This is a genomic window from Roseateles sp. FW305-36 (assembly GCF_058787015.1).
The window spans coordinates 278,108-296,351 of sequence record NZ_JBYSZK010000001.1 but is presented as its reverse complement, the minus strand read 5'-3'; the positions used below and the strand labels follow the sequence as shown (position 1 = coordinate 296,351).

The 18,244-nt window shown below is 67.8% G+C and carries 14 protein-coding genes; 7 read left to right on the top strand and 7 right to left on the bottom strand.

Annotated elements, in window-relative coordinates; translation table 11 throughout:
- Window position 1 precedes the first annotated feature (1 nt).
- The 5 genes from AC3WOE_RS01380 to AC3WOE_RS01360 all read right to left on the bottom strand — a co-directional run bounded on the left by AC3WOE_RS01380 (window position 2) and on the right by AC3WOE_RS01360 (window position 6,071).
- Complete coding sequence (locus AC3WOE_RS01380) at window positions 2-967, bottom strand: ABC transporter permease (protein ID WP_492687707.1); 966 nt, start codon at window positions 965-967, stop codon at window positions 2-4.
- Window positions 960-2,069: an ABC transporter permease gene (locus tag AC3WOE_RS01375; protein ID WP_492687706.1), complete on the bottom strand. Its 1,110-nt coding sequence runs from the start codon at window positions 2,067-2,069 to the stop codon at window positions 960-962. Before AC3WOE_RS01375 ends, AC3WOE_RS01380 begins: the two co-directional genes overlap by 8 nt.
- Window positions 2,066-3,601, bottom strand: a complete 1,536-nt coding sequence (locus AC3WOE_RS01370) for an ABC transporter ATP-binding protein (protein ID WP_492687705.1) — start codon at window positions 3,599-3,601, stop codon at window positions 2,066-2,068. The genes AC3WOE_RS01375 and AC3WOE_RS01370 overlap by 4 nt, the downstream gene beginning before the upstream one ends.
- A gap of 68 nt (window positions 3,602-3,669) precedes the next feature.
- Window positions 3,670-4,644 (bottom strand): BMP family lipoprotein, encoded by a 975-nt coding sequence (locus tag AC3WOE_RS01365; RefSeq protein ID WP_492687704.1) that lies wholly within the window; start codon window positions 4,642-4,644, stop codon window positions 3,670-3,672.
- A 77-nt stretch (window positions 4,645-4,721) separates the two neighbouring features.
- Entirely contained in the window at window positions 4,722-6,071 is a 1,350-nt protein-coding gene (locus tag AC3WOE_RS01360) for an MATE family efflux transporter (protein ID WP_492687703.1), read from the bottom strand.
- Between the two features lie 77 nt (window positions 6,072-6,148).
- On the opposite strand from AC3WOE_RS01360, the gene acnA reads away from it, so the two are divergent.
- The 7 genes from acnA (at window position 6,149) to AC3WOE_RS01325 (ending at window position 15,388) form a co-directional block, all read left to right on the top strand.
- Window positions 6,149-8,863 (top strand): aconitate hydratase AcnA, encoded by a 2,715-nt coding sequence (gene acnA / locus AC3WOE_RS01355; protein WP_492687702.1) that lies wholly within the window; start codon window positions 6,149-6,151, stop codon window positions 8,861-8,863.
- Window positions 8,864-9,099: 236 nt separating this feature from the next.
- Entirely contained in the window at window positions 9,100-10,176 is a 1,077-nt protein-coding gene (locus AC3WOE_RS01350) for a M35 family metalloendopeptidase (RefSeq protein ID WP_492687701.1), read from the top strand.
- Window positions 10,177-10,307: 131 nt separating this feature from the next.
- Window positions 10,308-10,817, top strand: a complete 510-nt coding sequence (locus AC3WOE_RS01345; protein ID WP_492687700.1) for a hypothetical protein — start codon at window positions 10,308-10,310, stop codon at window positions 10,815-10,817.
- A 75-nt stretch (window positions 10,818-10,892) separates the two neighbouring features.
- Window positions 10,893-11,993 carry an acyltransferase family protein gene (locus AC3WOE_RS01340; RefSeq protein WP_492687699.1) on the top strand — a complete coding sequence of 367 codons (1,101 nt, stop codon included), beginning with the start codon at window positions 10,893-10,895 and terminating at the stop codon, window positions 11,991-11,993.
- Window positions 11,990-12,433, top strand: coding sequence for a helix-turn-helix transcriptional regulator (locus AC3WOE_RS01335; RefSeq protein WP_492687698.1), 444 nt, complete (start codon window positions 11,990-11,992; stop codon window positions 12,431-12,433). Before AC3WOE_RS01340 ends, AC3WOE_RS01335 begins: the two co-directional genes overlap by 4 nt.
- Window positions 12,434-12,474: 41 nt before the next feature.
- The gene (locus AC3WOE_RS01330; RefSeq protein WP_492687697.1) at window positions 12,475-12,885 is read left to right on the top strand and encodes a VOC family protein; all 411 of its coding nucleotides are present in this window, start codon (window positions 12,475-12,477) and stop codon (window positions 12,883-12,885) included.
- A 133-nt stretch (window positions 12,886-13,018) separates the two neighbouring features.
- On the top strand, window positions 13,019-15,388 hold the full coding sequence (locus AC3WOE_RS01325) for an ATP-binding cassette domain-containing protein (RefSeq protein ID WP_492687696.1): 2,370 nt from the start codon (window positions 13,019-13,021) through the stop codon (window positions 15,386-15,388).
- Here the strand turns inward: AC3WOE_RS01325 and AC3WOE_RS01320 are convergent.
- Together AC3WOE_RS01320 and AC3WOE_RS01315 are read right to left on the bottom strand one after the other, a co-directional pair.
- Complete coding sequence (locus tag AC3WOE_RS01320) at window positions 15,366-17,033, bottom strand: ATP-binding protein (RefSeq protein ID WP_492687695.1); 1,668 nt, start codon at window positions 17,031-17,033, stop codon at window positions 15,366-15,368. The genes AC3WOE_RS01325 and AC3WOE_RS01320 overlap by 23 nt on opposite strands.
- Before the next feature lie 9 nt (window positions 17,034-17,042).
- Entirely contained in the window at window positions 17,043-18,014 is a 972-nt protein-coding gene (locus AC3WOE_RS01315) for an ABC transporter substrate binding protein (RefSeq protein ID WP_492687694.1), read from the bottom strand.
- Window positions 18,015-18,244: the final 230 nt, after the last annotated feature.

Genomic DNA, 18,244 nt, shown 5'->3' with positions numbered 1-18,244 from the left:
CTCAACGCTCCTTCACATAGGGGCGGCCCAGCGCCTTGGGGGCGATGGCAGAACCAATGAAGCCAGCCAAAAGGACGACCGTCAAGATATAAGGCAGCGCCTGGATCAATTGCACCGGCACTTCGCCGATGCCTGGCAGTTGCACGCCTTGGAGCCGGATGGCCATGGCGTCCAGGAAGCCAAACAGCAGGCAGGCGCCCATCGTCGGCAGCGGCTTCCACTTGCCGAAGATCATGGCGGCCAGCGCGATGAAGCCGCGGCCCGCCGTCATGTTGGGGCTGAACGAAGCGTTCTGCGCCAGCGTCAGATAGGAGCCGGCCAGGCCGCAGAGCACGCCATTCATCAACAGGGCCTGGTAGCGCAGGCCTTGGACCGACATGCCGGCGGCTTCCACCATGGCCGGGTTCTCGCCCACCGCGCGCAGGCGCAGGCCCGGGCGGGTGCGTTCCAGGAAGAACCAGACCGCCGCCACCATCAGGAAGGCGACATAGACCAGCACGTTGTGGCTGAGGAAGCCGTGGCCGAAGACGGAGGCGAACCAGTTGCCGGGCTGGGGCTCGGCAAAGCCCTTGGCGATGGCCGTCAGGCGCACATCGGGGTCGATGGGCGGCGTCTGGCCGCCCTGCTGGAACCAGGCAATGCCCAGAACCACCGTGAGGCCCGCAGCAATCATGTTCAGTGCGACGCCGGAGACGACCTGGTCGCCACGGTTGGTCACGCAGGCAAAGCCGTGCAGCAGCGAGGCCACGCAGGCAACGGCGATGGCGGCCAGCACCCCGTAGGCGGTGGAATGCGTGACCGAGGCGGCTGCCGCTGCGGCGAATGCGGCGAACAGCATCTTGCCTTCCAGGCCCAGGTCGATGACGCCGGCGCGCTCCGACAGCACGCCCGCCATCGCGCACAGCAACAGCGGCGCACTGACGCGCAGCGTGGAGGCGATGACCGAGGCGATCAGGACTTCATCCATGGCGGCCTCCCTTGATCTTTGCGTAGACACGCGCAAACAGCGGCGCGCTGACGGTGGCCATGGCGCCGGAGAACAGCACGATGAGCCCTTGGGCCGTCACGACCATCTCGCGGCTGAAGCCCTGCAACTCGAACGACACCTCGACGCCGCCCTGGTAGAGCACGCCGAAGAGCAGCGAGGCCAGGATGATGCCGACAGGATGGTTGCGACCCATCAGCGACACGGCGATGCCGGTGAAGCCGGCGCCGGCGACGAAGTCCAGCGTCAGCTTGCCCTGCACGCCCGAGATCTCGTTGATGCCCACCATGCCGGCCAGCGCGCCGGAGATGGCCATGGCGATCAGCACCTGGGCCCGCGGGCGGATGCCGGCGTAATGGGCCGCGCGCGGGGCGCTACCGACGGCGCGCACGGCGTAGCCGGCGGCGCTGCGCCACAGGAACCAGCCGACGAAGACGCAGGCGATCAGCGCGATGACGAGGCTGAGGTTGAGCGGCGACGAGGGCAGCTCATAGCCCATGGCAGCCGCGATCTGGTGCAGGGCCGGCATGCGGGCGCTGTCGGCGAACTCGGCCGACTCGACGGCCATGCTGCCGGCCGGGCGCAGCCAGTTCACCAGCAGATAGCCGTTCAGGCTGGCGGCGAGGAAATTGAACATGATCGTCGTGATGACGATGTGGCTGCCGCGCCAGGCCTGAAGATAGGCCGGCAGGGCCGCCCACAGCATGCCGAAGAAGGCCGAGGCCACGACCAGCAGCGGCAGCATGACGACGGCCGGCAGCTTGGCGCCCAGCCACAGGGCCACCAGGGCCACGCCCACGCCACCCAGGGTCGCTTGGCCCTCGCCGCCGATGTTGAACAGGCCGGCGTGGATGGCCACCGCCACCGCCAGGCCCGTGAAGATGAAGGTCGTTGCGTAATAGAGCGAATAGCCCAGGCCGCGCACGCTGCCCAGGGCGCCGTTGAGCAGCACGGTCAGCGCCTGCCAGGGGCTGTGGCCGATGACCATGACGACGAGACCGGCCACGACCAGGGCGATGGCGAGGTTCCACAGCGGCAGCAGGCCGATGTCGATCCAGCGGGGGAGAGTCAAAGGCTGGCTCATGCGGCAGCTCGTTCTTCTTGTGCGGCCATCAGCAGGCCGAGACGCTTCTCGTCGCAGTCCTCGATGGCGAGTTCACCGGTGATGCGGCCGCAGTTCATGACGACGACGCGGTCGGCCAGGGCCAGGATCTCGTCCAGCTCGCTGCTGACCAGCAGCACCGCGCAGCCGGCGTCGCGCAGGGCGCGCAGCTGGTGGTGGATGAATTCGATGGCGCCGATGTCGACGCCGCGGGTGGGTTGGCCCACCAGCAGCACGGTGGGCTGTTCGCCGATCTCGCGGGCCAGGATCAGCTTCTGCTGGTTGCCGCCGGAGAACTTGGACGAGCCCAGGTTCTCGTCGCGCGGGCGCACGTCGAAGCGCTCCTGCATCTGCTTCGTCGCCTCGCGCATGGCGGCATGGTTCATGGACGCGCCCTTGCGGTACTTGGGCAGGCCCTGGTAGCCGAGCGCGGCGGATTCCCAGGCCGGGAAGCTCATGACCAGGCCGACGGCATGCCGGTCCTCGGGCACATGGGCCAGGCGCAGCGGACGGGCTTGAGCCGTATCCAGCCAGGCCTCGGGCGAGAAAGTCTGGCCACCCAGCTCCATGCGGCCACCCTCGGGCGCGCGCAGGCCGGACAGCACTTCCAGCAATTCGCTCTGGCCATTGCCCGACACGCCGGCCACGCCGACGATCTCGCCGGCCTTCAGCGTCAGGCTCACGTCCTTCAACGCCGGCACGCCGTTGGCATGCTTGAGGCTGAGGCCGGCAGCCTGCAGGCGCACTTCGCCGGCATGGACTTCCAGCCCCTCGGGCCGGCCCAGCGTCACCTTGCGGCCCACCATGGATTCAGCGAGCGACTCTTCTGTCCATTGAACGATGGGACGCGTCTCGACGACCTGGCCGGCGCGCATCACCGTCACGGCGCTGCACAGGCTCATGACCTCGCGCAGCTTGTGCGTGATGAGGATGATGGTCGTGCCGCGCTCCCTGAGCTTGCGCAGCGTGACGAAAAGCTGGTCGGTCTCCTGCGGCGTCAGCACGGCTGTCGGTTCGTCCAGGATCAGGATCCTGGCGCCGCGGTACAGGGCCTTCAGGATTTCCAGCCGCTGCAGCTCGCCCACGGGGAGGTCACTGACCAGGGCGTCCAGATGCACCTGCAGGCCGGTCTCGGCCATCAGCGCCTCCAGCCTGGCTCTCACCTTGGCCTTGGACGGCGTCAGGAAGAAGCCGCCCTCGGCGCCCAGCATGATGTTTTCCAGGCAGCTCAGCGTGTCGACCAGCATGAAGTGCTGGTGGACCATGCCGATGCCCAGGCCAATGGCCTGCTGGGAATTGGCGATGTGGACCTGCTGGCCGTTGACCTCGATGTGGCCGGCGTCGGCGTGGTAGTAGCCATACAGGATGGCCATCAGCGTGCTCTTGCCGGCGCCGTTCTCGCCGACCAGGCCATGCACGGCCCCCGCGGCGATGTCGAAGGACACCTCGCGGTTGGCCTGGACTGCGCCGAAGCGCTTGGAGATGGCGTTGAGACGAACGGCGACTGCGGTCATGTGCGAAAGGCTGAATCTGAGTCAGTTGGGGACGGAGCTGCCGGCGGGTACGCCGTCAGGTCCATCCCTCAAAGCTTGCAGCTTCCGTCCGCCATGTAGTCGGCGACCTTCACCTTGCCGCCAATGATGTCGGCCTTCACGGCATCGACCTTGGCCTTCAGCGTCGGGTTCAGCAGCTTGGCGTTGTGCTCGTCGGCGGCGTAGTCCACGCCGCCTTCCTTCAGGCCCAGCACCTGCACGCCGGGTTTCCAGCCCTTGAGCACGTTGTAGACGGCCACGTCCACGCGCTTGACCATGGAGGTCAGCATGGTGCCGGGCTGCAGGTGGTTCTGGTTGCTGTCCACGCCGATGGCGAGCTTGCCGGCGTCCTTGGCCGCCTGGTAGACGCCCACGCCGGTGCCGCCGGCCGCGGCGAAGACGACGTCCGAGCCCTTGGCGAACTGGGCCTTGGCCAGCTCACCGCCGCGGGTCGGGTCGTTCCAGGCCGTGGACGTGGTGCCCGTCATGTTGGAGAAGACCTCGATCTTGGCGTTGGTCGCCTTGGCGCCCTGCTCGTAGCCGCACTGGAATTTGCGGATCAGCGGGATGTCCATGCCACCGACAAAGCCGACCTTGCCGGTCTTGCTGACCATGGCGGCCATGGCGCCGACCAGGTAGCTGCCCTCATGCTCCTTGAAGAGCGTGGACTGCACATTGGGCAGTTCGACCTTGGCGTCGATGATGGCGAACTGGGTCTTGGGGAAGTCCTTGGCGACCTGTTGCAGGGCCGAAGCCTGGGCAAAACCGATGCTGATGATGGGGCTGGCGCCCCGCTCGGCCATGCGGCGGATGGCCTGCACGCGCTGCGTGTCGTTGCTGATCTCGAACTCGAGATAGGTCTTGCCGGTCTCCTTCTTCCACTGCTCGGCACCCTGGTAGCCAGCCTGGTTGAAGGATTTGTCGAACTTGCCGCCCATGTCGAAGATCACCGCGGGCTGCTGGGCGGCAGCCGCGCCGCAGGCGAGCATCAGGGCCAGAGGGAGGCTGGACAGAGCGAACTTCATGGGTGGGCGTGTGGCAAGGCGAAAGGGGCGCATTGTAGAAAACATCCCTCAAGTTTTACTGGGTAGGAAAATACTGATTACCCGACCTTGGCCAACCGTAGCTTGCGGTGGGCCGCCCGGGCGTGCGGCAGCCACCCCAGTGTCGCCCAACGCCGCCACATCAGCAGGCCTCGAATCCACTCATCCGCCGCATAGGCGATCCAGACCCCCACCAGGCCCCAGCCCAGGTGCACGCCCAGGAACCAGCTGCCCCCGGCCAGCACGATGGCCATGGAGGCGGCGCCGGCGATGACGGGGTAGCGGGCGTCGCCCGTGGCCCGCAGCGCGTTGATGACGACGAGGTTGAAGGTGCGCCCGGGCTCCACCAGCACCGTCCACCACAGCAGGGTGCAGCCCATGGCGACGATCTCGGGGTCGGACGTGAACTTCGTCAGCAGCCAGGGGCCGGCAAGCGCAAAGCTGCTGGCCACGAGGAAGGCGACGACGATGCCCAACCCGAGCGACTTGCGCACCAGCTTGTGGGCCGCATGCAACTCCCCGGCGCCAATCATGTGGCCGACCAGGATCTCGACGGCGAAGCCGATGGCCAGGCCGAACATTAGGATCACGTGCAGGAACTGCATGGTGTAGGCGTGCGTCGCCAGGGCGTGGGCGCCGAGCTGGGCCACCGCCGCCAGGCTGGTCATGAAGGCGGCGCGCCAGGCGATGTTCTCGGCCGCGCCGGGGATGCCGATGTGCAGCACCGTGGCCAGCGGCGCCTTCACCAGCCGCCACCAGTCGTGAGCCTTCAGCTTCAGGTCCAGCCGGCCGCGCCACAACGTGATGTGCATTGCAAGGCCCATGCCGCGCCCCAGGATGCAGGCCAGCGCATAACCCGGCAGGCCCAGGTGGGGCATGGCCAGCAGGGCCACGCCCAGCGTCACCGACTGGATGACGACGACGACGAACAAGGCCTCTCGACTGCGCAGATGGGCGCGCATGACGCTGGACATGTTGGCGTTCCAGGCGTCCAGCAGCAGGGCCGGGGCCAGGGCCTGCAGCAGGGTACGGGCCAGCGGCGCGACCTCGGCCGGCGTGTTGACCAGGGACAGCATCGGCCCGGCGGCCACCAGGGCCAGGGCCGCCCCACCCAGGCCCAGCCAGGTGCTCGCGCCGACCACGGCACGGGCCACGGCATCGGCCTGGTCGCGCCGGCCGGCCCCCAGGGCCTGGGTCACCGCCACGCTGACGCCGGCACCGATGACGCGGAACAGCACGAAGAGGGCCGCGAAGACCTGGTTGGCAATGCCGAAGGCGGCGCCGCTGTTGTCCGACAGCCGGGCCGCCAGGCCCGTGCCGATGACGCCCAGGCCAATGCCGAGCAGCAACTCGAGCAGCAGGGGCCAGGTCAGCGGAAAAAGACGCGGGCGAGCGGAAGGCGCGGTCATGCCCGAGCCTTAAAGGCGGAATTCACACAAGTCACGACAAGCTCGCCAGAATGGTCCGGAATCCTAAAGGAGTAACCGTGCCGAAACCCACCGCCGCCCACGCTTTCGCCAGCACCCAGGCCAGCTTCAAGACCGCCTCCGGCAAGTCGGGCCAGTATTTCTCCCTGCCCGCCCTGGCCAAGGCCTTCCCCAACGTGGCGCGCATGCCGATTTCCATGCGCATCGTGCTGGAGAGCGTGCTGCGCAACTGCGACGGCAAGAAGGTGACGAAGGAGCACGTCGAGCAGCTCGCCAACTGGAAGCCCACCGCGGCCCGGGTCGACGAGATTCCCTTCGTCGTCGCCCGCGTCGTGCTGCAGGACTTCACCGGCGTGCCCCTGCTGGCCGACCTGGCCGCCATGCGCAATGTCGCCGCCACCCTGGGCAAGAACCCCAAGACCATCGAGCCCTTGGTGCCCGTGGACCTCGTCGTCGACCACTCGGTGATGATCGACCACTACGGCAGCAAGAAGTCCCTGGACCTGAACATGAAGCTGGAGTTCGAGCGCAACCGCGAGCGCTACGAATTCATGAAGTGGGGCATGCAGGCCTTCGACACCTTCGGCGTCGTGCCGCCGGGCTTCGGCATCGTCCACCAGGTCAATCTCGAGTACCTGGCCCGTGGCGTGCACAAGACCAAAGGGGGCGTCTATTACCCCGACAGCCTGGTGGGCACGGACAGCCATACGACGATGATCAACGGCATCGGCGTCGTCGGCTGGGGCGTGGGCGGCATCGAGGCCGAAGCCGGCATGCTGGGCCAGCCGGTCTATTTCCTGACGCCCGACGTCGTCGGCTTCGAGCTGACCGGCAAGCTGCGCGAAGGCGTGACGGCGACCGACCTGGTGCTGACCGTCACCGAGATCCTGCGCAAGCACAAGGTCGTCGGCAAGTTCGTCGAGTTCTTCGGTGAAGGCACCGCCAGCCTCGCCCTGCCCGACCGCGCGACGATTGCCAACATGGCGCCCGAGTACGGCGCGACGATGGGCTTCTTCCCGGTCGACGACAAGACCGTCGACTACTTCAAGGGCACCGGCCGCAGCAAGGCCGAGATCGAGGCCTTCGAAGCCTACTGGAAGGCGCAGAAGATGTACGGCGTGCCCAAGGCCGGCGACATCGACTTCACTTCCGTCGTCTCGCTAGACCTGGGCACCGTCGCCCCCAGCCTGGCCGGCCCCAAGCGCCCGCAGGACCGCATCGAGATCACCGAACTGTCGAGCAAGTTCGGCGAGCTCTTCAGCAAGCCCATCGCCGAGAACGGCTTCAACCAGCCTGCCGACAAGCTGGCCCAGCCCTTCGTCACCGAGTCGGGCGTCCCGGTGAAGAACGGTGATGTGTTGATCGCGGCCATCACCTCCTGCACCAACACCAGCAACCCCGGCGTGCTGCTGGCCGCCGGCCTGCTGGCCAAGAAGGCGGTCGAGGCCGGCCTCAAGGTCGCGCCTCACATCAAGACCTCGCTGGCCCCGGGCTCGCGCATCGTCACCGAATACCTGGAGAAGGCCGGCCTCCTGCCCTATCTGGAGAAGCTTGGCTTCAACGTCGCCGCCTATGGCTGCACGACCTGCATCGGCAATGCCGGCGATCTGACGGCCGAGCTGAACAAGCTCATCCAGGACAACGACCTGGTCTGCGCCGCCGTGCTGTCCGGCAACCGCAACTTCGAGGCCCGCATCCACCCCAACCTGAAGGCCAACTTCCTGGCCAGCCCACCGTTGGTGGTCGCCTACGCCATTGCCGGCAACGTCAGGCGCGACCTGATGACCGAGCCGGTCGGCTATGGCAAGGGCGGCAAGCCCGTCTTCCTGGGCGACATCTGGCCCACGAGCGACGAGATCTACCAGCTGATGAAGTACGCCATGAACGCCAAGGCCTTCAAGGCCAACTACGACAAGGTGGCCAAGAAGCCGGGCAAGCTCTGGGACGCCATCAAGGGTGTCAAGGGCCAGGTCTACAACTGGCCCCAGAGCACCTATATCGCCCAGCCGCCCTTCTTCGAGGGCTTCACCATGGTGCCCAAGGCGCTGGAAGCCGGCGTCAAGGGCGCCAAGATCATGGCGCTGTTCGGCGATTCCATCACCACCGACCACATCAGCCCCGCGGGTTCGTTCCGGGAGACCACGCCCGCCGGCAAGTTCCTGCTCGCCAACGGCGTCATCAAGGCCGACTTCAATTCCTACGGTGCCCGTCGTGGCAACCATGACGTGATGATGCGCGGCACCTTCGCCAACGTCCGCGTGAAGAACCTGATGCTGCCGGCCCGCGCCGACGGCTCGCGCGAGGAAGGCGGCTACACGCTGAAGGGCGGCCAGCAGACCACCATCTACGACGCCGCGATGGACTACATCAAGGAAGGGACGCCCACCGTCATCTTCGCCGGCGAAGAATACGGCACCGGATCGAGTCGGGATTGGGCCGCGAAGGGAACACAGCTGCTGGGCATCAAGGCCGTCGTCGCCAAGAGCTTCGAGCGCATCCACCGCAGCAACCTGATCGGCATGGGCGTGCTGCCCCTGCAATTCAAACCCGGCGTCAGCTGGGAGTCGCTGGGCCTGACGGGCGCCGAGACGATTGACATCACCCTGGCCGACGAGATCAAGCCCCAGGGCGATGCGGTCATGACCATCACCCGCGCCGACGGCAGCAGCCAGACCGTGGTGCTCATCCTGCGCATCGACACCGCCATCGAGGTGGACTACTACCGCCACGGCGGCATTCTTCCTTTCGTCCTCAGGCAACTGCTGGCCGCGTAGAAACCCGCAAGCCCCAGGCCGAAGAGCCAGCGCGTCGACGATGCGCTGGCTCTTTCTTCATCGCCCCGTCTCTCAGGGGAAACCGCGATTCGTCGTCCCGCCTCCACACCTGTCTAGACAAGATACGCAGCAGGTTTCAGGGACAGGCTTGTCCCAGGATGCGAGAGGCCCGCAGCTCACCAGAATCCGCGGCTTCTTCAACTCAGTGCCCCGACCGGGGGCCGACAGGAGCTTGCATGAAGACCTGGTTCAAGTTGACCGCCGCCGCCTTTGCCGTTGTCGCCACGAGCGCCAGCTATGCCGCCGGCAGCACGGAGTGCCTGGATGTGCGCCTGAGCAGCGCCAACCCCGTCGTCAACGGCGACGTGGACGTCCATGTGGACGTCGCCGTGACCAACCGCTGCCGCAGCGCCGTGCAGGTGCTGCGCTGGCAGCTGCCCAGCGACAGCATGAGCGGCTCCCTGTTCACGGTGACCCGCGACGACAAGCCCGTGCGCTACACCGGCGCCATCATCAAGCGCGCCGCACCGACGGCCAAGGACTATGTCGAAATCGCCGCCGGCGCCACGCTGAACTACCAGGTCGAACTGACCGGCCACTACGACTTCAGCAAGAACGGCCGCTACGCCATCGAGTTCCACAGCGACCGCGGCACCCACGGCTCGGGCGCGCAGTCCATGAACAGCGCCGCGGCCACCTATCTGTGGACGCAGGGCCGCAACGAGAAGCTCGACGCCGCCAGCGCCGATGCCGAAACGGCCACCATGGCACGCGCGGAGGCCACTGCCGCCGCGGCCAGCATCGCCTACACCGGCTCCTGCACCAGCAGCCAGAAGTCCTCGCTTGCCTCGGCCGTCACCGCGGCCACCAACTACTCGGTCAGCTCGACCAACTACCTCAACGGCACGCCCTCGGCCACGCCGCGCTACACGACCTGGTTCGGCGCCTACAGCTCGTCGCGCTGGGCCACCGCGCGCGACCACTACACCAAGGCCCGCAATGCCTTCCAGACCGCCGCGTTGACGCTGGACTGCAGCTGCAAGGACAGCGGCACCTATGCCTACGTCTACCCGACCCAGCCGTACAAGATCTACGTCTGCGGCGCCTTCTGGAGCGCGCCGATGACGGGCACCGACAGCAAGGGCGGCACCCTGGTGCACGAGATGATGCACTTCAACGTCATCGCCAGCACCGACGACTGGGCCTATGGCCAGAGCGCGGCCAAGAGCCTGGCCAAGTCCAACCCGACCAAGGCCCTGGACAACTCGGACAACCACGAATACTTCGCCGAGAACAACCCCGCGCAGAACTGAGTCCGACATCGGACTGGCCTCATCGCCCTGCCGGGCGGTGGGTATGACATCCCTCGTGTTGCGCCGCCTTCGGGCGGCGCTTTTTTCATGGGGGCTGCCGACCGCGCCCTGCGTCGGCTAGGCTCGCTGCCATGATGCGCCTTCGCCGATTCGCCGCAGCCCTCGCGCTGCTCGCCGCCAGCCCGCTGACCATGGCCGCAGCCCCCGCCACCGCCACCGCCGACCTGAGTTGCCTGTTCCAGGCCCTTCCCAAGCCCGACGGCCAGGTGGCGCTGCAGTTCAGGCTGATCAACAGCGGGCCGCGCGAGCTCTATCTGCTGCGCTGGGGCAGCCCCTTCGAGGGTGCCTGGTTCGGCCCCTTCGTGCAGGCCAGCACGGTCGACGGGGAGCTGAGCTTCCAGGGCGCCATGCGCAAGCGCGGCGACCCTGCGGCCGACGACTATCTGCGCCTGGCGCCCGGCCAGAGCCTGAGCGCCGAGCTGGTCCTGAACGACGCCTTCACGCTGCCCACCACCGGCAAGCTGCGCCTGAAGGCCAGCTGGCACTGGCATGACGTCATGACCAGCGGCAAGCCGCCGCGGCCGCGGGCCCGGCACCAGGGCATGGACCAGGACTGCGGCGAAGTCACGCTGACCCGCTGAACACGCCGTCACCTGACGAACGGCAGCCATTGCAGCCAGCGTTACGCTGCCATCCCTTTTTGTCGCCCGCTTTCCATGCCACGCCTTCCCGGCCTCGACCTGCTGCGCAGCATCGCCATCGTCTGGGTGATGTGCTTCCACACCTTCCTCATCGGCGGCCTGGGTCCGGACTGGACCTGGCTGACCCGCTTCGGCTGGGCCGGCGTGGACATCTTCTTCGTGCTCAGCGGCTTCCTGATCGGCTCGCAGCTGCTGCGCAAGCTGCAGCGTGGCGACGCCCTGCACTTGAGCGACTTCTACTGGCGCCGCGCCTGGCGCATCCTGCCCGCCTTCGCCGTCGTGCTGGCGGTCTACGTCGCCTTCCCGGTGCTGCGCGAGGAGCCGAACCTGGAGAGCTGGTGGCAGTTCGCGAGCTTCACGCTGAACCTCTTCATCGACTACGGCCACAACCAGGCCTTCTCGCACGCCTGGTCGCTGTGCGTGGAGGAGCATTTCTATCTGGTCTTCCCGCTGCTGGCCTGGTGGTTCACGCGCCGGCCTTCGGCACCGCGCTTCATCGCGTTGTGCGTCCTGCTGGTGCTGGGCGGCATCGCGCTGCGCGCCGGCGTCTGGCTGCACAACGATGCCCTGCAGCCGCAACGCCCCTGGTTCATCGAGGACATCTACTACCCGACCTGGATGCGGCTGGACGGCTTGCTGGTGGGCGTCATGCTGGCGACGCTGCACGTCTACCGGCCCGGGCTGTGGGCGCGGCTGCAGGCGCGCTCGACAGGGCTGATGCTGGCCGGCCTCGCCCTGGCCGCCCTCGCCTTCACCCTCTTCACCAATCGCACCGGCCTCGCCGCCAACGCCGTCGGCTGGCCCCTGCTGTCCTCCGGCTTCGGCTTCATCGTGCTGGCCGCCAGCGCCTGGCGCCGCCGCGTGCCCGGTGCCGGCTGGCTGGCCGCCGTGTCCTACAGCCTCTACCTGAGCCACAAGCTTGCCATGCACGCCGTGGCCACCTGGATCGCACCGGACCTGCCCCTGCGGGGGCTGGCCTTGTTCCCGGTCTATGCCGCGGTCATCCTCGCCGTCGGCGCCGCCCTGCACTATCTGGTGGAGAAGCCCGGCCTGCGCCTGCGCGACCGGCTGGCCCGCTCGCCGCGCGCCGTTGAAGCTGGCAGCATGCCGGCATGACCACCAAGCCCGGTTCCGAACTGCATCTGCGCGACCTCACCCGGCTGCGCCGCGTGCGCGACCGCATCGACCGGGAATATGCCCAGCCGCTGGACGTCGAGGCCCTGGCCCACGGCGTACACATGTCGGGCGGCCATCTGAGCCGGCAGTTCCGCATCGCCTACGGCGAATCGGTCTACAGCTATCTGATGACGCGCCGCATCGAACGCGCCATGGCCCTGCTGCGCCGCGGCGACCTCAGCGTCACCGAGGTCTGCTTCACGGTGGGCTGTTCGTCGCTGGGCACCTTCAGCACCCGCTTCAGCGAACTGGTGGGCCAGTCGCCCAGCGCCTACAAACGCGACCAGGCCCAGGCCACGGCGGGCATGCCGGCCTGCGTGGCCCGCCAGGTGACCAAACCGATCAGGAATCGAGAAGCGCCGGAAGCGAGCGAAACCTAGACTGCCTTCCATGGACCTAACCCACCACGGAGACTGACACCATGGACATCAGCATTCACTCGAGCTTCCTGCCCCAGACCGACCCCGAGGCGTCGCTGGCCTTCTACCGCGACACCCTCGGCTTCGAGGTGCGCAACGACGTCGGCTACAACGGCCTGCGCTGGATCACCGTCGGCCCGGCCGGCCAGCCCAACACCTCCATCGTGCTGCACCCGCCAGCCATCACGCCCGGCATCACCGAAGACGAGCGCCGCACCATCACCGAGATGATGGCCAAGGGCACCTTCGGCATGCTCATCCTGGCCACGGCCGACCTGGACAAGACCTTCGCCAGGCTGCAGGCCGAGGACGCCGAGATCGTCGAGGAGCCCACCATGCAGCCCTATGGCGTGCGGGACTGCGCGGTGCGCGACCCCGCCGGCAACCTCCTGCGCATTCAAGAAAGAACTTGAAGCCCCTCGCCCAAGGATTACCTTGGTCGGTCCCCCGAGTGGACGCCGATGCTTGCGGCATTGAGCCGCAAGCACATCGCCAGGGCGGGCCGGCTAGAGAGCGGCCCGTCGCTCGGCCCGCAAGAAACTGAACATGACCACAGCTGACAACCACGACCGCATCCGCGTCCAAGGGGCGCGCGAGAACAACCTCAAGGACGTCAGCGTCGACATCCCCAAGCGCAAACTGACGGTGTTCACCGGCGTGTCGGGCTCGGGCAAGAGCTCCCTGGTCTTCGGCACCATCGCGGCCGAGTCCCAGCGCCTCATCAACGAGACCTACAGCGCCTTCGTGCAGGGCTTCATGCCCACGCTGGCACGGCCCGAGGTGGACGTGCTGGAGGGCATCACCACGGCCATCATCGTCGACCAGGAGCGCCTGGGCGCCAACGCCCGCTCCACGGTCGGCACGGTGACCGACGCCAACGCCATGCTGCGCATCCTGTTCAGCCGCGTCGGCACGCCCCAGATCGGCCCGCCCAGCGCCTTCGCCTTCAACGTGCCGTCGGTGCAGGCCACCGGGGTCATCACCGTAGACAAGGGGGAGAGCAGCCAGGCCGTCAAGCAGACCTTCTCGCGCACCGGCGGCATGTGCCCGCGCTGCGAAGGCATGGGCCATGTCAGCGACTTCGACCTGAACGAGCTCTACGACGCCAGCAAGTCGATCAACGAAGGCGCCATCAACATTCCCGGCTACAGCATGGAGGGCTGGTACGGCCGCATCTTCCGCGGCTGCGGCTTCTTCGACCCCGACAAGCCGATCGCCAAGTTCACCAGGCGCGAGCTGCACGACCTGCTGCACAAGGAAGCGACCAAGATCAAGGTCGATGGCATCAACCTGACCTATGCCGGCCTGATCCCGTCCATCCAGAAGTCCTTCCTGTCCAAGGACGTCGACGCGCTGCAGCCGCACATCCGCGCCTTCGTCGACCGCGTCATCACCTTCCAGACCTGCCCGGAATGCCAGGGCACGCGGCTCAGCGAGGCGGCACGCTCCTGCAAGATAGCCAAGCTCAGCATCGCCGACGCCTGCTCAATGCAGATCAGCGACCTGGCCGACTGGGTGCGCGGACTCAAGCAACCCACCGTCGCGCCGTTGCTGACAGCCCTCGTGCATTCGCTGGATGCCTTCGCCGAGATCGGCCTGGGCTACCTGTCCCTGGACCGGCCCAGCGGCACCCTGTCCGGCGGCGAAGCCCAACGCGTCAAGATGATCCGCCACCTCGGCTCGGCGCTGACCGACGTGACCTATGTCTTCGACGAGCCGACCACCGGTCTGCACCCGCACGACATCCAGCGCATGAACGGCCTGCTCAAGCGCCTGCGCGACAAGGGCAACACCGTCCTGGTCGTCGAGCACAAGCCCGAGGTCATCGCGATTGCCGACCATGTCGTCGACCTCGGCCCGGGTGCCGGCTCGGCAGGTGGCGAGATCGTCTACGAGGGCCAAGTCCCGGGCCTGCGCAAGAGCGGCACGCTGACCGGCAAGCATCTGGACGACCGCGCGGCATTGAAGGACAAGACCCGCAAGTCCCACGGCGCGCTCAAGGTGCGCGGTGCCAGCACGCACAACCTGCAGAAGGTCAATGTCGACATCCCGCTCGGCGTGCTCTGCGTCGTCACCGGCGTGGCCGGCTCGGGCAAGAGCTCCCTGATCCACGGCTCCGTGTCCAGGCAGGGCGGCGTCGTCGCCATCGACCAGACCGCCATCCGCGGCTCGCGGCGCAGCAACCCGGCCACCTATACCGGCCTGCTCGACCCCATCCGCGGCGCCTTCGCCAAGGCCAATGGCGTCAAGCCCGCTCTCTTCAGCGCCAACTCCGAAGGCGCCTGCCCGACCTGCAATGGCGCCGGCCTCATCTTCACCGACCTGGGGCCCATGGCCACCGTGTCGACGGTCTGCGAGGACTGCGGCGGCAAGCGCTTCCAGGCCGCGGTGCTCGACTACAAGCTGGGTGGCAAGGACATCAGCGAGGTGCTGACCATGTCGGTCGGCGAGGCCACCGCCTTCTTCTCCAAGCTGACGCCCGCGGCCCACGCCATCCTCGAACGTCTGTCCGACGTCGGCCTCGGCTATCTCAGCCTCGGCCAGCCGCTGACGACGCTGTCGGGCGGCGAACGCCAGCGCCTCAAGCTCGCCACGCAGATGGCCGAGAAGGGCGATGTCTATGTGCTGGACGAACCCACCGCCGGCCTGCACCTGGCCGATGTCGAGCAGCTGCTGGGCCTGCTGGACCGCCTCGTCGACGCGGGCAAGTCCGTCATCGTCATCGAGCACCACCAGGCCGTCATGGCCCATGCCGACTGGATCATCGACCTCGGCCCGGGCGCCGGCCATGACGGCGGCAAGGTCGTCTTCGAGGGCACGCCGGCCGAGCTGGTCAAGGCGCGCTCGACGCTGACCGGCGAGCACCTCGCCGACTACGTGGGAGCGAAGGCGCTCAAGCCTGCACGGGCACGCTGATCTCGAACCAGAACCGGCTGCCCTGGGCCAGCCGGCTCTCGAGCTGGATCTCGCCGCCCATCATGCGCACCAGCTGGCGGCTGATGGCCAGGCCCAGGCCCGTGCCGCCGACGCGCTGCTCGGCGCTGCCGGCCTGCTCGAAGGGCTCGAACAGGCGCACGGCCTGGTCCTCGGCGATGCCGACGCCGGTGTCCTGCACGTCGAAACGCAGCAGGCAGTGGCCGGCTTCGATGTCGGCGCCATGGACGACTTCGGCCCGCAAGGTCACGCCGCCCACATGGGTGAACTTGACCGCATTGCCCAGCAGATTCAACAGGATCTGGTTGAGCCGCTTTTCGTCGGCCAGCACGACGGCCGGCAGCTGCGGATCAAGCTGCAGGTCCAGCGTGATGTGCTTATCCTCCGCCATCACACGCACGATGTCGATGACGGCCTGCAGGCGCGCCACCAGCTCGACCGGGGCTATGCGCAATTCGGCCTTGCCGGCCTCGATGCGCGACAAATCGAGGATGTCGACGATCAGCGTCAGCAGGTGCTGGCCGCTGCTGTGGATGATGTCCAGGCCGTTGCGCTGCTTGGGGCTGAGGCCGTTGTCCATCTTCAGGATCTGGGCATAGCCCATGACGGCGTTCAGAGGCGTGCGCAGCTCATGGCTCATGCGCGCCAGGAACTGGCTCTTGGCACGGCTGGCGATCTCGGCGCGCTCCTTGGCATCACTGAGCTCCAGCGTGCGCGCGCGCACCAGGTCTTCCAGGTGATCACGGTGGGCACCGAGCTCGGCCTCGCGCTCCTGCAGGGCGGCCAGCATGCGGTTGAAGGTGTGGGCCATGGCGGCGATGTCGCGCGGGCCGCCGGCCGGCGCGCGCGCATCGCTGTCGCCTCCCTCGACCTGCTCCATGGCCTTGGACAGGGCGCCCAGCGGCCGCGTCAGCCTCAGGATCAGGAAACGCACCGCCAGCAGGAAGACTGTCGTGAACAACACGGCCACGCCGAAGTTGGCGAGGAAGAGCGAGGCTTGGGTGCGGTGCAGCGTGGCCTTGCTCTGGATGACGCGCACATGGCCCAGCAGTTGCGGCGGGCGCAGCGTCACATCGAAGGGCGAGGCCTCCGGGCGGGTCCAGACCGGGGCGGCGAAGGCCCAGCTGTCCTCGGTCTCCTGATCCAGCCAGGGCTCGCTGGCGGCCCGGTCGGGCGCGATGGGCGTCGCCCCCGCGGGCAGCCGGTCGCGCTCGGGACCCAGGGCCAGCAGCAGCCGGCCCTTGGTATCGCGGATCTCGATGCCCATCACGTCGGGGAAGGCCAGGGAGGCGCGCACCGCCTCCTCGGCGTTGTCGGCCGCCGCATAGAGCAGGGCCAGCGAACTGTTGGAGGCGAGATTGGCGGCCACGCGGCCGCCCTGCTCCATCAGCATGGCGCGTACCTGTCGGCCGCCCTGCCAGGCATTGACCGCGGCCATCAGCAAGGCCAGGCACAGCGTGCCGAGCGCAACGGCCACGCTGAGGTGGCGGCGGAAAGAGGTTTCGCGCAGCCAGCGGGCGTAGACCCGCAGCGGCCAGGACCGCTGCGGCGGCGCGGCGGGCGGGCTCGGCTCCTCGTCGCGCGCGATGGCGGGCGGCTGGCTGTCGAGTGGATAGGGAGGTGTCACTCAGTGGCCTCAGCTGGAGGGATAGACCAGATCGAATCCGGCTTGCGCGGCGGCCGCGTCGATGCCCAGATGCGCAGCGGTGCGAATGTTGATGGCCGCGCGGGCCTGGCGCAAAGGCAGGACGCCCGAGGCGGACTTCGGCGCCGCCAGCAGGCGCTGGGCCGACACCGCCAGCGTGCGGCCGAGCTCGTGGTTGTCGGGGTAAAGCGAGAACAGCGCACCGCGCTTCACATGGGCCAGATGGCTGGAGAACACGGTGATGTTGCGGTTCCAGCCCTCTCTGAGCACCAGGGGCAGCACGGCATTGTCGTCCACCGTCGTGGGGTCCTGCGGCAGCCACAGCGCGTCGCGCGCCGGATCGGCGGCGGCGAGCAGCTGGGTGTAGGCCCGCAAGGACTCGGCCTGGTCGGCCACCTCCTGGGCGGCCAGCTCCAGGCCCTCGGCCCTTGCCGCCTCACGCGCCAATTTCGTCAGCCAGGCATTCAGCTTGGCGTCGTAGACCAGATGCACACGCCGCGCGCCCGGCCTCAGCCGCTTGAGGCGCGCCAGCAGCAGCGCCGGGTCGGGGGCCAGCGTGTGGACGGGAAAGCTGCGCGCCTCCGACTCCTGCACCGACACGACGCAACCCACCAGCACGGACAGTTCGTCGGCCATCGCGGCCGCGATGCGCATGCCGCCGCGGCCCAGGCCGATCAGCACCTTGGCCTCGCGCCTGCGGATGTCCTCGGCGACCTGGGCCGGGTTGGCGTTGTTGGCCACCGCCAGGCTGGTCACCCCGCCGCCGAGCTTGTCCTCGATGCCTTCGATGATGGAGGTGAAGACCTGCCGGAACGGCTCCCCCAGCTCCGGATAGACGACCACCAGCGAGCGCCCCAGTTCCGCCGCGACGGCCGAACCGCCTGCCCATGCCACGGCGCCGCCCAGGGCCTGGCGCAACAAGGCGCGGCGTGTGGCGTCGGCGGGGCAACCAGGCTCAGTCAAGTGAAGAAGTGCTGCGTAGCGAGGTCAGAACGGGTGGGCGGCATTATGCAAATCGCGCGGTCACTTTTTCGCCATGGAGCCTCAATAGCGGTACAGGGCTTGCCCATGGTCGACCACAGGCGAAAGCCTGCTTGAAGCAAACGCGAAGGCTGCGCCCGGCCGCCCAAATTCGCCGCGTCATCCGTCAGGATTTGGCACAACACCCGCCGGCTTTCGCGCCGAAGCCACGC

Coding starts and splice junctions, on each gene's coding strand:
- AC3WOE_RS01380 (WP_492687707.1), bottom strand. CDS start 967: ATGGATGAAGTCCTGATCGCCTCGGTCATCGCCTCCACGCTGCGCGTC.
- AC3WOE_RS01375 (WP_492687706.1), bottom strand. CDS start 2,069: ATGAGCCAGCCTTTGACTCTCCCCCGCTGGATCGACATCGGCCTGCTG.
- AC3WOE_RS01370 (WP_492687705.1), bottom strand. CDS start 3,601: ATGACCGCAGTCGCCGTTCGTCTCAACGCCATCTCCAAGCGCTTCGGC.
- AC3WOE_RS01365 (WP_492687704.1), bottom strand. CDS start 4,644: ATGAAGTTCGCTCTGTCCAGCCTCCCTCTGGCCCTGATGCTCGCCTGC.
- AC3WOE_RS01360 (WP_492687703.1), bottom strand. CDS start 6,071: ATGACCGCGCCTTCCGCTCGCCCGCGTCTTTTTCCGCTGACCTGGCCC.
- AC3WOE_RS01350 (WP_492687701.1), top strand. CDS start 9,100: ATGAAGACCTGGTTCAAGTTGACCGCCGCCGCCTTTGCCGTTGTCGCC.
- AC3WOE_RS01345 (WP_492687700.1), top strand. CDS start 10,308: ATGATGCGCCTTCGCCGATTCGCCGCAGCCCTCGCGCTGCTCGCCGCC.
- AC3WOE_RS01340 (WP_492687699.1), top strand. CDS start 10,893: ATGCCACGCCTTCCCGGCCTCGACCTGCTGCGCAGCATCGCCATCGTC.
- AC3WOE_RS01335 (WP_492687698.1), top strand. CDS start 11,990: ATGACCACCAAGCCCGGTTCCGAACTGCATCTGCGCGACCTCACCCGG.
- AC3WOE_RS01330 (WP_492687697.1), top strand. CDS start 12,475: ATGGACATCAGCATTCACTCGAGCTTCCTGCCCCAGACCGACCCCGAG.
- AC3WOE_RS01325 (WP_492687696.1), top strand. CDS start 13,019: ATGACCACAGCTGACAACCACGACCGCATCCGCGTCCAAGGGGCGCGC.